The organism is Enterobacter sp. Crenshaw (genome assembly GCF_024734705.1).
GTDB classification, from domain to species: Bacteria; Pseudomonadota; Gammaproteobacteria; order Enterobacterales; family Enterobacteriaceae; genus Enterobacter; species Enterobacter asburiae_B.
This window is the reverse complement of the sequence record NZ_CP102932.1, coordinates 1992240-2010636: the sequence shown is the minus strand read 5'-3', so window position 1 is coordinate 2010636 and position 18397 is coordinate 1992240. Positions and strand designations below refer to the sequence as shown.

At 48.2% G+C, this 18397-nt stretch carries 18 protein-coding genes; 8 read left to right on the top strand and 10 right to left on the bottom strand.

Translation table 11 applies throughout. The features are described 5' to 3' along the window. The 3 genes from NWV12_RS09645 to NWV12_RS09630 all read right to left on the bottom strand — a co-directional run bounded on the left by NWV12_RS09645 (position 1) and on the right by NWV12_RS09630 (position 1422). A complete protein-coding gene (locus tag NWV12_RS09645) occupies positions 1-207 on the bottom strand; it encodes a hypothetical protein (RefSeq protein WP_075204790.1) in 207 nt (68 codons plus the stop codon). Beyond that, positions 198-809 (bottom strand): DUF1367 family protein, encoded by a 612-nt coding sequence (locus NWV12_RS09640; protein WP_101744524.1) that lies wholly within the window; start codon positions 807-809, stop codon positions 198-200. Before NWV12_RS09640 ends, NWV12_RS09645 begins: the two co-directional genes overlap by 10 nt. A 388-nt stretch (positions 810-1197) precedes the next feature. Beyond that, positions 1198-1422 (bottom strand): DinI-like family protein, encoded by a 225-nt coding sequence (locus NWV12_RS09630; RefSeq protein ID WP_048979547.1) that lies wholly within the window; start codon positions 1420-1422, stop codon positions 1198-1200. Between the two features lie 351 nt (positions 1423-1773). On the opposite strand from NWV12_RS09630, the gene NWV12_RS09625 reads away from it, so the two are divergent. Both NWV12_RS09625 and NWV12_RS09620 read left to right on the top strand, forming a co-directional pair. Next, entirely contained in the window at positions 1774-1938 is a 165-nt protein-coding gene (locus NWV12_RS09625; protein ID WP_214551156.1) for a YnfU family zinc-binding protein, read from the top strand. A gap of 138 nt (positions 1939-2076) precedes the next feature. Then, positions 2077-10659 carry a GH36-type glycosyl hydrolase domain-containing protein gene (locus NWV12_RS09620; RefSeq protein WP_101744523.1) on the top strand — a complete coding sequence of 2861 codons (8583 nt, stop codon included), beginning with the start codon at positions 2077-2079 and terminating at the stop codon, positions 10657-10659. Positions 10660-10676: 17 nt separating this feature from the next. Here NWV12_RS09620 and NWV12_RS09615 read toward each other — a convergent pair whose 3' ends face one another. Continuing rightward, positions 10677-10910, bottom strand: coding sequence for a hypothetical protein (locus NWV12_RS09615; RefSeq protein ID WP_048979563.1), 234 nt, complete (start codon positions 10908-10910; stop codon positions 10677-10679). Positions 10911-11062: 152 nt separating this feature from the next. Between NWV12_RS09615 and NWV12_RS22110 the strand changes: the two genes are divergently transcribed. Further along, positions 11063-11239: a YnfU family zinc-binding protein gene (locus tag NWV12_RS22110; protein ID WP_213730113.1), complete on the top strand. Its 177-nt coding sequence runs from the start codon at positions 11063-11065 to the stop codon at positions 11237-11239. Positions 11240-11778: 539 nt separating this feature from the next. Beyond that, the gene (gene lpxP, locus NWV12_RS09610) at positions 11779-12687 is read left to right on the top strand and encodes a kdo(2)-lipid IV(A) palmitoleoyltransferase (protein ID WP_047647981.1); all 909 of its coding nucleotides are present in this window, start codon (positions 11779-11781) and stop codon (positions 12685-12687) included. Between the two features lie 326 nt (positions 12688-13013). Here the strand turns inward: lpxP and NWV12_RS09605 are convergent, their stop codons facing one another. From NWV12_RS09605 to NWV12_RS09585, 5 genes are all read right to left on the bottom strand, one after another. Continuing rightward, positions 13014-13232, bottom strand: a complete 219-nt coding sequence (locus NWV12_RS09605) for a hypothetical protein (protein ID WP_101744522.1) — start codon at positions 13230-13232, stop codon at positions 13014-13016. Positions 13233-13351: 119 nt separating this feature from the next. After that, complete coding sequence (locus NWV12_RS09600) at positions 13352-14038, bottom strand: replication protein P (protein WP_101744521.1); 687 nt, start codon at positions 14036-14038, stop codon at positions 13352-13354. Next, positions 14035-14952: a replication protein gene (locus tag NWV12_RS09595; protein WP_199767214.1), complete on the bottom strand. Its 918-nt coding sequence runs from the start codon at positions 14950-14952 to the stop codon at positions 14035-14037. The genes NWV12_RS09600 and NWV12_RS09595 overlap by 4 nt, the downstream gene beginning before the upstream one ends. An 84-nt stretch (positions 14953-15036) precedes the next feature. Further along, entirely contained in the window at positions 15037-15588 is a 552-nt protein-coding gene (locus NWV12_RS09590; protein WP_101744519.1) for a toxin YdaT family protein, read from the bottom strand. A 2-nt stretch (positions 15589-15590) separates the two neighbouring features. Beyond that, positions 15591-15818, bottom strand: coding sequence for a YdaS family helix-turn-helix protein (locus NWV12_RS09585; RefSeq protein ID WP_029882071.1), 228 nt, complete (start codon positions 15816-15818; stop codon positions 15591-15593). A 72-nt stretch (positions 15819-15890) separates the two neighbouring features. Between NWV12_RS09585 and NWV12_RS09580 the strand changes: the two genes are divergently transcribed. Both NWV12_RS09580 and NWV12_RS09575 read left to right on the top strand, forming a co-directional pair. Further along, positions 15891-16304 carry a helix-turn-helix domain-containing protein gene (locus NWV12_RS09580; RefSeq protein WP_101744518.1) on the top strand — a complete coding sequence of 138 codons (414 nt, stop codon included), beginning with the start codon at positions 15891-15893 and terminating at the stop codon, positions 16302-16304. 89 nt (positions 16305-16393) lie between these two features. Beyond that, positions 16394-17311 carry a hypothetical protein gene (locus NWV12_RS09575; protein ID WP_101744517.1) on the top strand — a complete coding sequence of 306 codons (918 nt, stop codon included), beginning with the start codon at positions 16394-16396 and terminating at the stop codon, positions 17309-17311. A 457-nt stretch (positions 17312-17768) separates the two neighbouring features. On the opposite strand, the gene NWV12_RS09570 is transcribed toward NWV12_RS09575, so the two are convergent. After that, positions 17769-17960, bottom strand: a complete 192-nt coding sequence (locus tag NWV12_RS09570) for a hypothetical protein (protein ID WP_059311999.1) — start codon at positions 17958-17960, stop codon at positions 17769-17771. A gap of 90 nt (positions 17961-18050) precedes the next feature. On the opposite strand from NWV12_RS09570, the gene NWV12_RS09565 reads away from it, so the two are divergent. Together NWV12_RS09565 and NWV12_RS09560 are read left to right on the top strand one after the other, a co-directional pair. Further along, positions 18051-18173, top strand: a complete 123-nt coding sequence (locus tag NWV12_RS09565; RefSeq protein WP_258321457.1) for a hypothetical protein — start codon at positions 18051-18053, stop codon at positions 18171-18173. Beyond that, complete coding sequence (locus NWV12_RS09560; RefSeq protein WP_101744516.1) at positions 18170-18346, top strand: DUF1482 family protein; 177 nt, start codon at positions 18170-18172, stop codon at positions 18344-18346. The genes NWV12_RS09565 and NWV12_RS09560 overlap by 4 nt, the downstream gene beginning before the upstream one ends. Positions 18347-18397 lie beyond the last annotated feature (51 nt).

Genomic DNA, 18397 nt, shown 5'->3' with positions numbered 1-18397 from the left:
TCACTCCCACATCCGGTTTCGCCAGCGGCTATCCGGGCGCGCTGGAGTATTTGAGGTCGGAAGGAAAGCACTGACAGTCCAGGTCACATAATCCGGGTTAAGGCTGCGCTCAACCCGGACGCCACGAGCTTTGTAACGCTTAACCAGCTCGTCGGCCTGTTCGGTGCTGCAATCGGTATGATGGAACCAGGTCTTCTTCATCCCCATCCCCCCGCGAAGCCAAGCAGCCGCGCGGCGACATTTTCGGCCTCATCACGACTGCGGAATGAACGGGACAGGACCCAGCGCCAGAGGACATCGAGCGCAGCTTTATAGAGCTGCTGAAACTCGAGTTCATCCATGTTGGCAAACGAGATGCTTCGAGGATGTTTTTTGAGTGTTCCGTCTGGCAGCTGAATGGCATCAAAGTGCCCTGCTTCGACGATCACCCAGGAGCGGTAAGCGTCAAAGGATTTGCACAGGCTAATGCCATTTGTGACCCGGCGGTATGCAACCTGCTCAAGATAATGCTCAGCAGCATCGATCAGCGCGCCCTCATTGCCGGCATACGAAGCCAGGAACTTGGCGTAGCCAGTAATCAGCTTCCTCTCGTTACTCGAGATAGCCCCGCCGGTTGGTTCCCAGTATTCAAATCCGAGATTAAGAAGCGCGAAAAAGCGCCGGTGGAATGCCGGGTTTCGTACCCGCCTGAATTCGGCAACAAGAACATCGCCGAGCCGGGTTTTGGATTGCAGGATATCGCTGGTCTCGGGTGTGGCCGGGATCAGTATTCCTGAATGGTGTTTGATAAGTTGTAATTCTAGCGCCATGGTTCTCTCCGTGGCGCATCAGGTATAGGTTGTTCAGGCCTATGAAAGAATAATATCAGACGGTGATGTAACTCGGTACCCCAGTCGTTTTGCAAATTGCATGAACCCGTTAAGAGTGAAGATCTCTTCATCCTCAAGTAACGGTCGTAATGAAACTATTCCATTTACTCGATAAACCAGATATCTCCCTTCCGCCGGGAAGCTATAGATAACTGCTTTATCGGCCCTTCTGACCACGTCGTACCATTGATCATCTGCATTAAAGGCACCTGCACTACACACTATTTCCCCCAGAGCGACTTATTGACGCGGTAAACAGTAATCGGGAACAGCCAGGGGAACGCAAACAGCGATACTCTTTGAAACTGCTCCAGTGAGATTCACGCGATTAATAAAACCACTCGTCCGCGCTTTTCCAGGTCTCCTGCTGGATATGTTCGACCTCCTTCTTGTCGCCTCCGAAAACAGTCAACCCATCATTGCCGCCACGCTTAATCGTAAGCTGGTAATCATCAAACTGTTTACTGAGTTTTTTGACGAGTTCTGACTCTAGCGCAGGTATAGCTCCATCAGGAAGTTTCTTCATGCGATCAATGGTTAACTCGATTGTCATTTTTCCCTCCACAATGAATTACTGTATGCATATACAGTATATTTATAAACTTATCTTACGGATTTTGCAACGCTTTCAGAACATCGAATGTGAATCAACCGATTTTTCTTGTAGAAAAAAATCAAGCGTTCAATCCAGGCGGTAACCTAGATAAAACTCATCTTGCGTTGCAAAATAGCATAAGGATTTTAAAAGGTTGGAATTCATTCGCTTCAAAAACGGACATGAAAGCGATGAGTTAGAAAAGAGAAGAAAACCTCACTTATGTTAAAAAATTGGGGGATTATTAAATTGGTTTAATTTTAGCCAAATGTGATAGAGTGAAATACATTCATTGAGAGGCTAATAATCATGTCCGTTATCGATTACACAATGAAACTTTTTGGAAGCGTATTAACCACAACTGTCACCTGCCCTGTTTGCGGCTTAAAATCCGCTCAGCCTTCCTCTAAACTGCGTCTAAAAAGCCCCATGCTTTGTCCGGGGTGTAAAGCACTTTTTATCTCTCCGCGCTAGCTTCACAGCCGATGTTCTACACTTAATATAATATCAGCAGTTGTCAAATCCCCGATGCCTTACGCCCATCCTGAGAGAACGTTTCTGAACTGATTTCGCATCTGCTCCTGCGCGTTAACGTAGCAAAAGAGCAACCCAATGAAAATGAAACCTATTGCGTGGTTTAAGCGTTCTCGTATTCTGCCCGAAGGCAGCGCACACATATCAGCCCCAGCCAACGATTCGGGAGGAGAAAACTATTTACGTTCGGAACTGTTTTCTACCCCTCAGTTGGAACGCTTTGGAAGAAAACTGGCTCGTACGCACAAATTGTCTCCGGAAATACTCCCGTACTACCTTCTTAAACGACTAACTGACAATGAAACGATAATTACGCGATGTTGCTATCTACTCAATGCAGGAAAAAAAACGAGTATCATGCCCGCAGGTGAGTGGCTGCTGGACAACTATTACCTGATTGAAGAGCAGATTCGCATGGTACGCCAGCACTTACCGAAAAGCTTTGGTAAGGGTCTTCCGGTACTAGCCTATCCACATAGATGTCCCAGAATTTATGACTTAGCCTCAGAGGCCATAGCGCATGGCGACGGACGCTGGGACAGCAGCAGCCTTACCAGTTATATTTCCGCCTATCAAGAGGTGACACCTCTGACGTTGGGGGAGATATGGGCTTTGCCAGGAATGCTGCGTCTAGCGCTGATAGAAAACCTGCGTCGTGTGAGCGACGAAGTGACCCAGGCCCAGCAGGAGCGAAATCTTGCAGATATGTGGATAATGCGGATTTTTGATTGTGCAGAGAATGCTCCCGCCGACCTAATTTTGATTGTTGCCGATATGGCGCGTAATCATCCTCCACTGAGCAGTGCCTTTGTCGCTGAAATGGTTCGTCGTCTGCAGGGACATGGCAATGCTCTTGCACTCCCTCTGAATTGGATTGAACAACGTCTTGCAGAGCAAGGTGTTACAACTGAGATCCTGATTCATCGCTTCAATCAGCAGCTTGCCGCCAGCCAGCTTTCCGTCAGTAACAGTATTTCGGGTTTACGTCTGCTGAGTGAAACGAACTGGTCTGATTTTGCAGAGACCATCAGCGTAGTCGAGCAAACTTTACGCCTTGACCCAGCTGGTATATATCCTCGCATGCACTTCGACACCCGAGATCATTATCGCCATGTGATTGAAACGCTTGCCAGGGATGCGAGCTTGAGTGAACCGGAAGTTGCAAACCGCGTGTTGGCAATGTCTTGCGAACCGAGTCTAGATCCTGAGCACCGACATATCGGTTATTTTCTGCTTGGGGGTGGAAGGCCACAACTCGAACAACTGTTGTCAGTTGAAAGGTCTCTATTGAAATGGCTGCGGCAGAGTATGAATAAATCGCCCCTTCTGTCATGGCTTGGTAGCCTGAGTCTCTTGACCACGGCCGCTACGGCTACCATATTGTATGAAACTGCACTACAGGGTATATTCTGGTTGCTCATCCCCCTAGCACTCCCCCTTATTGTTGCCATTAGTCAACTCGCCAGCGATATGCTTAGCGAAGCAACGACACGCTTTCGTATTCCCAGACCTCTGCCGCGGATGGACTTTTCAAGTGGGATACCAGTTGAATATGCCACAATGGTTGCGATCCCTTGCATGCTGACAAGCTATGAAAGCCTCAGCAAACTTCTCTCTCGTTTGGAAGTCTGCAGCCTTGGCAATCAAGATGAAAATCTCTGCTTTGCACTTCTTACCGATTTTCCGGATTCATTAACTGAGGATACCGAGGAAAACACTGTCCTTTTAAGGCAAGCGATTGCTGAGACGCAGAGACTTAATCGGCGCAACCCTAGCGGCCGATCTCGATTTTATCTACTGCACCGCCAGCCGGTGTGGAACGATTCGCAGAGAATCTGGATGGGATATGAACGCAAGCGGGGCAAACTAGCTCTTCTTAACAGCTGGTTACGCCAACCGGGAACCCAGTTTTCGAGCGTTGCAGGCTTTCCCTCGCAGGCTTTGCCCGGACGGATTAAATACGTCATCACTCTTGACAGTGATACGCTCCTTCCTCGCGATACCGCCCATAAACTGGTGGCCACAATGGCGCATCCGCTGAATAAACCAGAATATGATCCAACGTTCCAACGAGTCGTTAAAGGGTACGGAATTTTACAGCCAGGCTTAGCAGAGGAAATGCCTTTTTACGGTCAGGGGCACTACGCCGCCATGCGCAGCAGCATCCCGGGTAATAATCCCTATTCGATGATGTCTTCAGATATATATCAGGATCTTTTTGGCGAGGGATCGTTCGTAGGCAAAGGTATCTATGATGTAGATATTTTTGTCCAGTCCACTGCCAACGTCTGTCCGGAAAATCTCGTACTCAGTCACGACCTGCTCGAAGGATGTTACGCCCGCTCTGGTCTGCTGAGCGACGTTTTACTTTACGAACAATATCCAACTAATTATATCTCAGACGTCGCACGTCGTACGCGCTGGATCCGCGGAGATTGGCAACTGCTCAATTGGTTAAGGGTTCGGGTCAGAAAAGCTGACGGAAGCAGGGAAAAAAATCCATTGTCCATTCTTTCTCGTTGGAAATTATTGGATAATCTCCGACGCAGCCTGGTAGCGCCGTCGATCATGCTGCTTGTATTGAGCACGCTGCTCTGGCTCCCCAACCCTTTATACTGGTTTAGCGTGCTTACGCTAATATGGTTTCTTCCTGCGGCGCTTAGCATAGCATGGGATCTCGTTCATAAACCGCACCGTCGTCCCCTTAAACAACATCTGCAACTGGTCTCAGCTGGAGCCTTGAAGCGCATTTCACGTATCGGTCTCACGATTATGATACTACCCCACGAGGCCGGTTACTCATTATACGCTATTGGAGTTACGCTTTGGCGACTTGGTGTAAGCCAGCGTAACCTCAACCAATGGGTAAGCTATAACCCAGATAACTACCAATCCAGTGTCTCTGTTTTAGGTTTTTATCGGGAAATGTGGCTGAATGTTGCCTGCGGTCTGAGTCTCACATCACTAGCATTGGTGTTTGATCCGCTGATGCTGTTCATCGCATTGCCCATTAGCTTCGGGTGGTGCATAGCTCCCATTATTATGGCTTGGCTGAGCCGCCAACCCGCTCGTAAGCCCTTTTTGCCAGATCATAAGCAGAAACTTCTGCTGAGACAGACAAGCCGAGAAATATGGTCTTTTTTTGAGACCTTCGCCACAGCGAAAGAAAATTGGCTCCCCCCCGATAATTATCAGGAAATACCGCAGCCGACGATCGCGCACCGTACATCCCCTACCAACATTGGGTTATCACTACTGGCTAACCTTACTGCCTGGGATTTTGGCTATTTGCCAGGCGGCAGCGTCTTACAACGCATAACGCTCACGCTCGACTCTCTTGATAATATGGAACATTTTCGTGGTCATTTATATAACTGGTATGACACTCGAACACTTGCGCCGCTCAGTCCGCGTTACGTATCAAGCGTGGATAGCGGTAATATGGCTGGACATCTATTGACTCTGCGTGAAGGGTTATTAGCCATGCGAAACCAGCCGATTTTGAATGGCGAAAGAATACTTGCAGGGTTAAACGATACATTATTACTTCTTGAAAAACACTGGGGGCCGGGGGCACCGGATACACTTAAAGAGCTTCAAAAGCAGTGTTTCAGCTCAGTGGAACTTCCTTCGGGAGCTCTTTATAGCGAACTTAAAAAAATGCGTACTCAGTGCAAATATCTTACCGCTGCGAGTCAGCAGGAAGGTGATCTTGTGGTGCGCTGGGCCGAGCATCTGGAGCATCAGTTGGTTGAATTATGCCACGAATGGTCACATCTGCTCGCGTGGTTACCCCCTACATACCCAAGCGAGACATTGCCAACACTAAGCTGGTTGGCGCAGAGTACCGATACCGGAGAAGGAACGCCTCCTGCATCAGTTATTACTCACGCCCGTTTGCGGCTGGATATCATCAGCGAACTTGAAAAGAGGTTAAATGACCATGCGCGAATGGATTTTGCCTTTCTCTACAGCGAAGCTACCAGCCTGCTCAGTGTCGGATATAACTGCGACACAAATACCGCCGATAAAAGCCACTATGACCTTCTGCCCTCTGAAATCAGGCTGACAAGTTATCTCGCTATCGCGACAAATCAGCTTCCGATGAAAAGCTGGTATGCGTTGGGAAGGTTGTTCACCAATATCGACAATGAGACCTCGTTAATGTCATGGAGCGGCTCGATGTTTGAATACCTGATGCCGAATCTTGTGATGCCAAACTGGCGCGGCAGTTTGCTTGATGAAATGGGCAAATCCGCGGTGACACGTCAGATTAACTGGGGCAAGGAACGTGGCGTACCATGGGGCGTTTCTGAGTCCGGCTATCATGCATTTGATGTCCAGCGTAATTATCAGTATCAGGCATTTGGGGTACCTGGACTCGGTCTTCGCCGAGGACTTGCGGACGATATGGTAGTCGCGCCGTATGCAACACTACTGGCTCTGCTCGTTTACCCCCAGAAGGCCTGCGAAAACTTACTTAGACTGGAGCAGAGCGGTGCACATGGCGAATACGGGTTTTATGAAGCGCTGGACTACACGCCATCACGGCTTGCTACCGGGCAACTGTACGCGGTTGTACAGTCCTGGATGGCACACCACCAAGGGATGGGATTCCAGGCGCTAGCGCATATCCTGCTTGATGCCCCGATGATCGAGCGATTTATGGCAAGCCCCACCTTTATGTCGGCGAATCTTCTATTGCAGGAACGCGTCCCGGATGCAGTCGATCTTTACAGCCCTCGCCGTCATTTTGAATCCCATGAAGGAAGGGTTAAACCGGTGCGATATGAACCGAGAGTTTTCAGTCATGTAGACAGCCCCACTCCAGAAATACAGCTGCTCTCAAATGGGCATTACCACTTGATGCTGACGCCAGGTGGTGGAGGATACAGCCGCTGGAATTCGATTTCAGTTACCCGCTGGCGCAGCGATACAACCCGTGATAACTGGGGATCGTTCTGTTATATCCGCGATCCGCATACGAATGAGGTATGGAGCAATACTTGGCAGCCCATGGGCGGAAATGCGAATAGCAGCGATGAGATAATCTTCACCGACGCAGGCGCAGAATTCAGGCGTACCTTCGGAGCCCTTAGCGTTAGGACACAGGTTGTGGTTTCCCCGGAGGATGATATAGAGCTGCGGCGTGTCACCCTGGTACACCATGGCCGTCTACCGCGAACGCTCGAGCTAACAACGTATGCTGAAGTGGTGATTGCTCCAGAAACCAGTGATTTAGCGCATCCGGCATTCAGTAATTTGTTCATCGAAACTGAGATTGATCACAGTCGGGAAGCTATTCTTTGCCATCGACGACCGCGTTCTCCAGATGAAACGAGCCCATTTCTGTTTCACATGATGGTGGTGCATAGCAATGATCATAATGAAGCCTCGTTTGAAACAGACCGAGCTAAGTTTATTGGAAGGGGCAGAAGTCCGGCTGATGCCGCTGCTATCTATGCTAACGGGCCGCTCAGCAATACTTCCGGTGCCGTGCTGGATCCTGTCCTAGCGATCCGACAAGTTGTGAGACTCATGCCAGGCATTCCGATAACGATTGATATCGTTTATGGCATCAGTGAGAGCCGTCAGCAAAGCAAGGCATTATTGGAAAAATACCGTGATTACCCAATCGCTGAGCGTGTTTTTGAGCTTGCTTGGTCGCACAGTCTGGTAGTGCTAAGGCAGATAAATGCCAGCGAAGATGACGCAACGCTGTTTAACCGACTCGCTAGTGCTGTGCTCTATCCCTGTCACGAATTACGCGCCGACGATCAAGTCATAAGCCGTAACCGCCGCGGTCAGTCCGGACTGTGGGGCTGGGGTATTTCAGGTGATTTACCGATTGTACTGCATAGCGTGACCAGCGATGAGAGTATGACCTCTATCACTACACTGATTCAGGCTCATCGTTACTGGCGACTAAAAGGGCTTGAAGTGGATCTTGTTATCCTCAATAACAGCGCAGGTGGCTATCAGCAGGCCCTTCAAACACTGATTATGGATTTAATCTATGCCGGTTCAGAAGCCAGCCTGCTGGATAAACCGGGCGGCATTTTTGTCCGTAACGGGGAGCATTTGTCTTCTGAAGATAAGCAATTGCTGATGAGCGTTGCATGTATGTATCTTGACGATCGCGCCGGCGGGCTAAACGAGCAACTTAATCAGCGGCTCCACTCGCCAATTAAACCGCAAAGGCCATTTGTATCTTTTGTCACTGAGGGAAGCAATCGACAGGAAGACTGGACGCCGCATATAGAACATCTGTTCAACTTCAATGGGCATGGAGGGTTTTCAGAGGATGGACGGGAGTATCAGATTATCCTGAAGGAAAATGTTCCAACGCCGGCCCCTTGGTCAAATGTGCTGGCAAACTCCTGTTTTGGTAGCGTCATTTCAGAAGCCGGACAGGCTTACAGTTGGTATGAGAACGCTCATGAATATCGTTTAACCCCCTGGGAAAACGATCCAGTAAGCGACCGTAGCGGTGAGGCTTTTTATATTCGTGATGAAGAGAGCGGAACGGTATGGTCACCCACGACGTTACCTGTTCGTGGCCGCGGGGATTATTTAACCCGTCATGGTTTTGGCTACAGCGTATTCGCGCACCGCGATAGTGGTATAGATAGCGAGTTGACAATACTGGTTGGCGAACACGATCCTGTTAAGTTGGCACTTCTGACGCTTAGTAACAATTCGGGCCGCACGCGCAAATTATCGGTCACAGGGTACGTAGAGTGGACGCTTGGGGAATCACGCTCGCGTTCTGCTCCCCATATCGTTACACATACGGTGGTCGTGCCGGGTGGTAGTGGAGTTACAGCAAATAACTTTTACGGAGCTAACGGCGAAGGACGCATTGCATTTTTCGCTGTCAACGATCCTAATTGTTCGTTGACAGGTGATCGCCGAGAGTTTATTGGCCGCAATGGCTCTTTGCAAAAACCGGCCGCATTGAAGCTTCGCAGTTTATCGGGAAATACAGGCGCTGGTTTGGATCCATGCGGTGCAGTTCAGTCTGTTACCACCCTAATTGACGGTGATCAGAAAACCTTCATTTTTGTACTCGGCAGCGAGGAAAACTCCGCCCGGGCTCAGACTATACTCGATCATTATTTGGATGAAAATATCGTTCGACAGGAGTTGGACAATGTCCATCGTCACTGGCACCGCATGCTGGATAAGATAGTGGTCAAAACACCAGACCATTCAGTTGATAAGCTAGTTAACGGTTGGCTTCTATATCAGACAATGGCCTGTCGTCTCATGGCGCGCAGTGGCTATTATCAATCGGGTGGCGCATTTGGTTTTCGCGATCAACTCCAGGATACATTAGCACTGACCCACGCTGCACCGGAACGCCTGCGCGACCAAATAGTACTATGTGCGTCAAGACAGTTTATTGAAGGCGATGTGCAGCACTGGTGGCATCCACCTCACGGTAGCGGCGTACGCACGCGATGTTCAGATGATTTTCTCTGGCTCCCGCTCGCCGTCTGTCACTACGTCGACACTTCTGGGGATATCGGAATACTAGAGCAGATGATTCCTTATCTGGAAGGGCGTCAGCTCCAGCCTGGAGAAGAGTCCGTTTACGATACACCACTAATCAGCCACACCGAAGAGACGCTATGGCAACACTGCGTTAAAGCCATTAAGCATGGGCTTCGTTTTGGACAACATGGTCTGCCGCTAATGGGTGCTGGCGACTGGAACGATGGGATGAACCGGGTCGGCATCGAAGGAAAAGGTGAAAGCGTTTGGCTCGGGTTCTTCCTGTTCGATATTTTAAAGCGTTTCGCGACGCACGCTGAGCGTCAGCAAGATAAGCTTGTAGCATCGCTGTGTCGCACGGAGGCGGAACACTTGCAAAAAAATCTGAATGCGACAGCCTGGGACGGGGAATGGTTTCGGCGTGGATATTTTGACGATGGAACGCCTTTAGGATCCAAAAGTTCTCAAGACTGCCGGATTGATGCAATAGCTCAAAGTTGGTCCGTTTTATCCGGTGCGACAGACTGTGGACGTGCCGGTAAATCAATGCAGGCTCTGGACAAGCATTTGGTAAACTCCGAATCCAGGTTGATAAAGCTACTTTCGCCTCCATTCGATGGACACGGACCAAATCCCGGTTACATTCAGGGTTATGTGCCTGGTGTGCGTGAAAATGGCGGGCAATATACTCATGGTGCTATCTGGGCCGTGATGGCATTTGCCCGAATGGGAAATGCAGAGCGTGCGTGGCAACTCTGGTCACTGATCAATCCAATAAACCACGCGTCTACTTACGAAGAAGTTGCGATTTACAGAGCAGAACCATACGTAATGAGTGCAGATGTTTACAGCATCGCGCCACATACTGGACGTGCAGGTTGGAGTTGGTACACCGGATCAGCGGGTTGGGCCTATCGTCTTCTTACAGAAGAATTGATGGGCATAAAACGTTCCGGTGATGTCTTGACCATACATGCCCTGTTACCAGCAGAGTGGGAGTCTTTTTCTCTGACATATCAACATGACGAAAGTTATTACGAGATTACCATTACACGTGGCAACGGGGAGTATCAGGTTATACTAGATGGTATCGAACTGTCTGATGACCGAATACCTTTAAAGCAGGATGGTCAAAGACACATAGTAGAGATCACTCAGAACTAAGGGATCTTAAGAGCGCATTAACGCCTACCGTTAATGCGCTGATTGTCTCTAAGCACTTCAATCGCAGTCTGCATAGCAACTTGATCATCACGTCTTTTTTGCTTACCTTGCATGACTTGAAGATACTCGAGCAAGGTCCGTGTATTAATCGGCCTTCCCTGTTTACCCACAGCAAGCACTGCTTCACCTAAAATAATTTTTACTGGCGGCAACTGCGCTGGGTACCAGTCAAGAGTGTCTTCTGATTTCATCATAAATTTCTCATGGAAGGATATTGTAACATAAATCAAACTGTTGTTTTCTAAAAGCTCATATTTTATTCAGCAATAAATATTCATAATTTAACCCGATAATTTATATTTTAAAGCGTATAATAAATATTATATTTTTCAGAGGTTATTTTATGTCATTTACAGAGGGACTTAGACATTTTAAAGAAAGACCGGTCCATGTTGCTTGCCCGGTATGCGCATACAGAGCCAATCAGAAAGCAGGTAAACTAAGAAAAAATGCTGTTCTGGAATGTCCTGCCTGCGGACTGTTGTTCAGGCCATCAGAATGCTGGTGCATCGGCGGCTGAACAGTTCCTGCAACTTAACTGATATCTGTAAATGCCAACATTCCTTTTATAGTATAGTGGTAGAGGGCATTATGATGAAAGATAAAAAATCTGTTTTTATTGAAGGAGATATACTTTCGAACAGCTGTCATGGACAGATCGGTCAACATTTCTATATCCACAGAGTGAAATTTAGCAATGGTAAATATGCAATTGTTCGGGAAGCATCAGGGATATGTTTCAAGCCAGGCGAAGTTATTCAACGAAATGATTGCTATTGGTTTTATAACTTAATCCCAATTCGTCTTCTATCTTTTGAGTATGTCGGGGAGGATGAATCCAGAAGGCAATTCCTCGAATATCGTTAATAACCCATTGAGTCTTATAGAAAAAGAATTTTTTCGCCTCACTAAACCATTTAGTGAGCATCCACTCCCACACGCAATCTGTCCCCCTGAATTCAGAAAAAAACTCAATTATCTAAATGAAACGTTCCGCTGAAAAACAAATTCTTCAAATTATCCATGTGCATTACAACCTTCATTAGCTTAGGGAAATTTATGTCACAGCTCTTTACATACAAATTACTTCATCCCCGCCACTGGTTTTCCTGGGCAGGCTTGGCACTTCTGTGGGTTATAGTCCAACTTCCTTATCCGGTTTTATATACTCTTGGTTCCGGTCTTGGAAAAATCTCCAGGCCCTTTTTAAAACGTAGAGAAAGTATAGCGGTTAGGAATATTGAACTCTGTTTTCCCGATATGACTCCGATTGCCCGAAGCCAGATGATAAATAATAACTTTGTTTCTCTCGGGCTGGGACTGATGGAAACTGGCATGGCCTGGTTCTGGAGCGATGCGAGAGTCAAAAAGTGGTTTGACGTAGAAGGGATTGAAAACTTGGCTAACGCAACCGGAGGGGTAATGGTTGTCGGGATTCATTTCATGTCGCTTGAACTATGCGGAAGAGTAATGGGGTTATGCCATCCAATGATGGCAACATATCGGCCGCACAACAATCCATTGATGGAATGGGTTCAGACAAAAGGACGTATGCGTTCAAATAAAGCTATGATTGATCGACGTAATCTATCTCGCTTAGTTCATGCACTCAAGGCCGGTGAAGCTGTGTGGTTTGCACCAGATCAGGATTACGGGCCTAAGGGGAGCGTTTTCGCACCCTTTTTCTCGGTAAAAAAAGCAGCCACAACGAACGGAACGTACGCACTTTCAAAACTCGCTGGAGCAAATTTGATCACACTTAGCATGATTCGACGGAGCGATAAAAAAGGTTATCATATGTATATCAGTAATCCATTGTTAGGATATCCGGAGGACGATAATATCGCTGCAGCTGCTTATATGAATAAAATCATCGAGCGTGAAATCCTCCGCGCCCCTGAGCAATACCTGTGGATGCATCGAAGGTTCAAAACGCGCCCAGAAGGAGAAGACTCTTTATACAAATGAATTTTTCACAGAATTATTCAAATGATTGTCCAGTGGACCTTTCTCAACACCACTCGCACCTCATGCTAGCTTTCATCCGTTCATATTCCGTCCTTAGCAGTTCAGAGGTGTAGGATCCAATAGAGCGGCCAAAGCTAGGATTTCGTACTGCCTAATCCTCAAGATAAAAAAGGTACCATGGGAAAAGTGATTAATATGATTGAGTTATTAGACAACTATTTCTCCGCGCATCACTCAGTCAGCATCAGTCACTTCAGCTACGCTTTATGTGTTCAGCAATGAGCATGTGGTATAAAAAATCTCTTTCGGCTCAATAGCAGTAGCGCTCACGCTTGCATCCCCTTTCCCCTTGCCAGGTTGATTCTGTCAACGCATTCCCTCAATGCTTTGACTTTCTCCGAAGAGAGTTCAGTTTCATCAATTGTGGCCAGAAGCGCGTTGAGGGAGCGCTCAATATCGTTTTTAGTGAACCGTAAACAGATAACCTTAACCCAACGTGGCGAGAACTTGCTGAGGCCGATTGCTCTTGTGATTCGTAATTTCATGCCATGCCTCTTTGTCGCCAGAGGAGGCGACTTGTAACTTGTTTATAACACGTTGTGGAAACAAAGCCTTCTACTCATTCGCTGTATGGTACGAATCTGAAGAATCTTTGCTCGCACAGTTAAACTCTCCCTTCATTTTTTAGGCGCGCGTATTTAGCCTTCAGAAGTTCAGCTGGCGTTGGCCCCCTCAGAGCCACTGGTGCTGCCAACGCACGACGAACAGGCGGGATTGGTTTCCCGGCTAGCACCCGCTTTTCCCACATACCCAGAAGATCACCGGCCTCGCGCTCGAGTTCTTTGTGACACAGCTGGCCATCGGTTCCGCGGCGACGCAGCTCCAGACAGATGTGATAATAAACCGGCTTAGGCCACGGATACTGCTCGCTGCTCGGGTACCGGAATACCAGCTTGCGCCACTTCCAATATTCAGCCATTACGTCAGCGGTGGTGATCCCCAGCACGCTGCGCCCTTCCCTGCACCACTTGATGAACTGGCCTGGCGAAGGCAGGAATGGACGCTCCTGACGACGCACCATGCGCATGCCCGCTTCAACCTGCTCCATTGTGGTGATCCCGTTTTCTTTGAAGGCCAGCACCCACTGACGGCGGATCTCGTTCACGTCTTCCTGGCTGCGATTAACCAGGCTTGCCGGGAACGCGGCCGCCAGCTGTACGAACAGCCCGTTGATAATCTGCGCCACCTGCTGCGTTTGTTCGCGCTCGGTGTACTGCTCTGGCATATTGTGCGCCACGCGGCGAGCCTGTTCCCGGTCAAAATTGCGAATGCTCTCGGCTAGGTTTTTCATTCCAGCACCCCATCAATCCAGTCGGTGTTATGCAGGTCAATGCCGCCCCGGTATGGCTTTGCCGTTCCGGTTACACGCAGCCGCTTCGTGGTGAGCAGATCCCACTGCTTGCGCAGACTTGAAGGGCTCAGGATGTTGTCTTTCCAGAATTCGTCCCGGTTGGCCCACTGGAACAGGTCACAGATTTCGTAGTGAGTACGCTTGTCCTGGACACGCATCAGCCTGATGGTGTTTGCCCATTCAGCCCAGTTGGGTTCAGATAGCGATGCGTTGACGGTGAGAAGCCTGTCGTAAATCCAGCGCGCGGCCTTGAGGTCGTCAGCGGATCCCCATGATTTACCTGCCGGGGTGTATATCCCGGCGGCAGCTTCTGGATGACGTGAGAGAAATTTTTGAGTTTTCTGGTTTCGGGATTCGTCAGAATTCCGAGACGAGGATATTTTAATATTGTTCTTGTTATAGTCTTGGGTGTCTACCGTTTCCGGGAAGGTTTTTCCCGTTTTCGGTAACACTTTTCCCGATTTCGGGAAGGTTTTTCCCGTTTTCGGTTTGTCTAAAATCCAGGCAGAAAGGTCAGTATTTATACCGACGATTTTCATCACGCCCTGCTTCTGACTGAAGATAATTTTGCGTTCTGCGAGCGATTTGAGCGCATCAGAGACATGCGAATCACTCAGCCCTGTAAGCTCAGCGATCACCGTGTTCGTAACGCGGTCTTGTTTCTTGTTCCAGCCGTAGGTAAGCCAGATCACCGCCTCAAAACACTGCCACTCCCGGCCTGACATTCTCAGACGAGGCTTGAGCTGTTGGATCTCGTTAGCAACCTTGGTATACCCGTTCGACAGGTCGGCCATACGACCTCCCGGTTGTTCGGTTCTGTGGGGGAAATTGATAATTTCAGCTGTGTTTGACATACTTAGCTCCGCAATTACACTCCGTTTTTGCACCTGAAAGTCGGTTCTGTTCGCGCAGACCGGCTTTCGCCTTTTCTGAAGTCTTCATATCGCCCCCAGCATGGTTGTGACCATCGCCAGCAGCGGCGCTGTAAGATCCGGATCGACTCTGAACATTTCGAAAATCCCCTCGCCTAACTCCTTAAGCTTTTCCTTCTTCGGTGCATCGAGCATCAGAGCTTGCTTCGCCTCACTTACCTCTTTTTCTAATCTGGCCATGCGATGTGCAAAGGAGTCGTTCTTTACGACACGGTCGCGGTATCGAAGCGGTAATACAGACATGATCGCGGGCACCAGCTGTTCGACGTTCTTTCGGTACGATGCGGAGTCTTCTTTGTTGTCGAGCCAGCGGAACAGCTTCACGTTCCAGACATCGGCCTGGCCTGAGAAATCCACTCCATCAAGTTGAAATTCTTCTGCCGCGTCTTGAATTTGAAGCGCAACAGCTACGCGCCCTTCTACCGCTGCCCACGCCCGGACTGCAGAACAAATATCTCGATGATCAACATCCTGCGCTGCCGATTCGCTTTGATGACACGGGAATATCATTGGATTAGAGGAAGCTCTGCTACTCTGTTGAAATGAAACAGTTTGCATTGTTAAGGCTCCTGTTTAGGTAAACCATCAGTTGGGTTTGGATAGAGGTCGGGGCGCAGCTCGTGGGGAGTTACGCCTGTCATTTTGAAAATCGGGAAGATATAACTTGGCGGGACGATCCCTTGGTCACGATTCTTCCAATGACTTACAGACATACTCGTCACACCAAGCGCGATGCTGAGCTTTCTGGCTGAGCCAGCGGCTTTAATTGCTTTATCGAGTGCGGACATGTGCTTCTCCTGCTTATTGATAGCAGAAGTAAACCACAGATTTACACATCATGCAAACTATGGATTTATTGTGTGTATAAACCAAATATTTACAATGACCCTATGAGAAAAGAAGAACCCAACCTCGTTCTGGTAGAGCGCTTAACTGAGATCACTGATCGCGGCGTTACAAAAGCAGACATGGCACGAATAGCTGGAGTCACTCCTCAGGCCGTAAACGGCTGGTTCAAAAAAGGCGTGATTAGTAAGAAATCGGCACTGGCCATAGCCGACGCTGTAGGCATTTCTGTCGCCTGGCTACTCGGTGAGGACGTTGGTGAAAAAGACGGGCTTAAGCCGGACGAACAGCGCCTGCTTGAGTTCTATCGCCAGTTGCCTGAAGAAGAGCAACAGAACATGCTCCGCATTTTTGCGCTTCGCCTGAAGGAGCTGGATGAACTGTATGAGAAGTACATGAAGGGCCGGATCCGGTCGCAGGAAGATTGAGTTGTTCTGAGTGGCTTATGGCTGATAACTAACGAATGATTCATGCATTTCGACCACCACTTTAATTACTTATTATTCAGAGGGATACGATGAAAAATGAACTAATGCCCCACCAAGAAGAAATGGCATTATTCCCAGTAAAAGAGGTCGAAGTGAATGGCGTTCAAATGGGTGTTCTTAATGATGGCACGCCATTTCTCAGTCTTCGCGGCTTAGCTCGTCTCTGTGGTGTAGACCACACCACCCTTCTCCCGTTAACCACTAATTGGCTAATCGAAAGGAATAAGCCAAGGGGTAAGAGAATTGCCGAACTTCTCCTTGAGAATGGATTTGAAGGTAACGAGCTTTACTCCGTTGTCAATGGTGGCGCATTCGGTGATAGCCATGCTTATCCTGATGCCGTCTGCATGTCTATCCTTGAATATTACGCATTCGACGCCTCTCAAGTTGATAGCTCAACTGCGAGAAAGAACTACCGTCTTCTGGCAAGGCAAACTCTCAAAGAATACATTTATCGCAGTGTAGGAATCGATCCAAGAAATCCAATAACGGGCGCATGGAAATGCTTTCAAGAAAGGATTTTGCTGAACGATAAAATTCCTGCTGGTTTCTTTAGCGTATTTCGGGAAATGGTGGATATTACCGTCCCATTAATTAATGCTGGTTTTGAGTTAGGTCCCAGAACCGTTCCAGATATTAGCGTTGGAAGTAGGTGGTCAAATCACTGGAAGCGTAACAATTTGAGCGAAAAATATGGGGATATACAGAAACATCCTCACGTTTATCCTGATTGGTTCCCACAGAGTAAAGCCGGCAATCTGCCAGCAAATATTTATCCCGAAGAAGCGTTAGGAGAGTTTCGCAGATGGCTTAGGGAGGAGTATGTTCCAAAAGGCTTTAAGGAATATCTCGCAGATAAGGTTCAACAGAAAGTTATCGAAAATGCTAAAGCGATTGAGGTCCTGGAAAATCTACAAAGGCCCGAACTGCCAAACACGAAACACTAACCAGCACCCGGCCGCCGAGCCGGGTTTTTTATCCTAACGCACCAGCTCTATAGCAAAACTACCAGTCAGGCCTCCCGATCCCGACCTTAGCGTCGGGATTTTTTTGCCTGCGATTCGGCAGGCATGTCACAAAAACCAGCAATATAAACCTCAGATTTACAATTAATATTAACCATGAGTTGACATGAATATAAACCAGTGATTTAATCTAACTCACCAAGACGCACTACGAACCACCAAGGCAGGATGCCCACGAAGTAGCCGCCGACGGCATATGAAGAGTCGGATGAGGTGGAGAGATTAACGCGCATCAGGTTTAAACGTTCCGCTGGCCGGCGTTACAGGCGCATATAGGGGGAAAAATTGTGGATGACACGGTCATAAGAAAGAGTGAGCTTTATGCACATTGCAACAGCTCACTCTGGAGAAATAGGTCTAGCTGGGGAAGCATATAACCCTATTTCCATTCGTCTTCTGAGAGTTTCTGGTCAAGAAAGACTTCGAATTTTGCATAGATTTTTTCTATCTCTTCCACCGGATCGTGGGGGTCAGAAAGATTCCGGCCAGAAGAGATTTGAGCAGAACGGTAAGAGTTATATGTATCAACCGCTAAGCGAGTTAAATACAAGACTTTCTCTTCTTTTTCCACAGTTAATTCCCTCATTAGGGTGCGGGAATAACCACAATAGCACTGAAGTTAGGACCGCGATACGACAGTCAGAATTAAAAGGAAAGATAAATGATCGACTTTGCACGAACACCTTCAAGACAACAAGCTATCCGCCTCAGTGCGGCGGAAGTATGGATTCGCAAGCTTTGCTACTTACTGGCGCAAAAAGGCAATCCAGAGCTAAAAGCATGAGCTCGTTCTTTGCCCTGATCGTTACCGTCTGCGCCCTCACCGGGGAATGCTCAGACATCATGCTCGGTGTTTATCAGACCGAATCTGGTTGTGATGCAGCTGCCAAAGAGCAGCACATTAAAGGAGAATGTTACCCATATAAACCGGCTGAAGACCAACAGCCTGCTTTCTAATTTTAATCGAGTTATGCCCAATGGCTGCTACCAGCCCTTAAAAGCACAAAA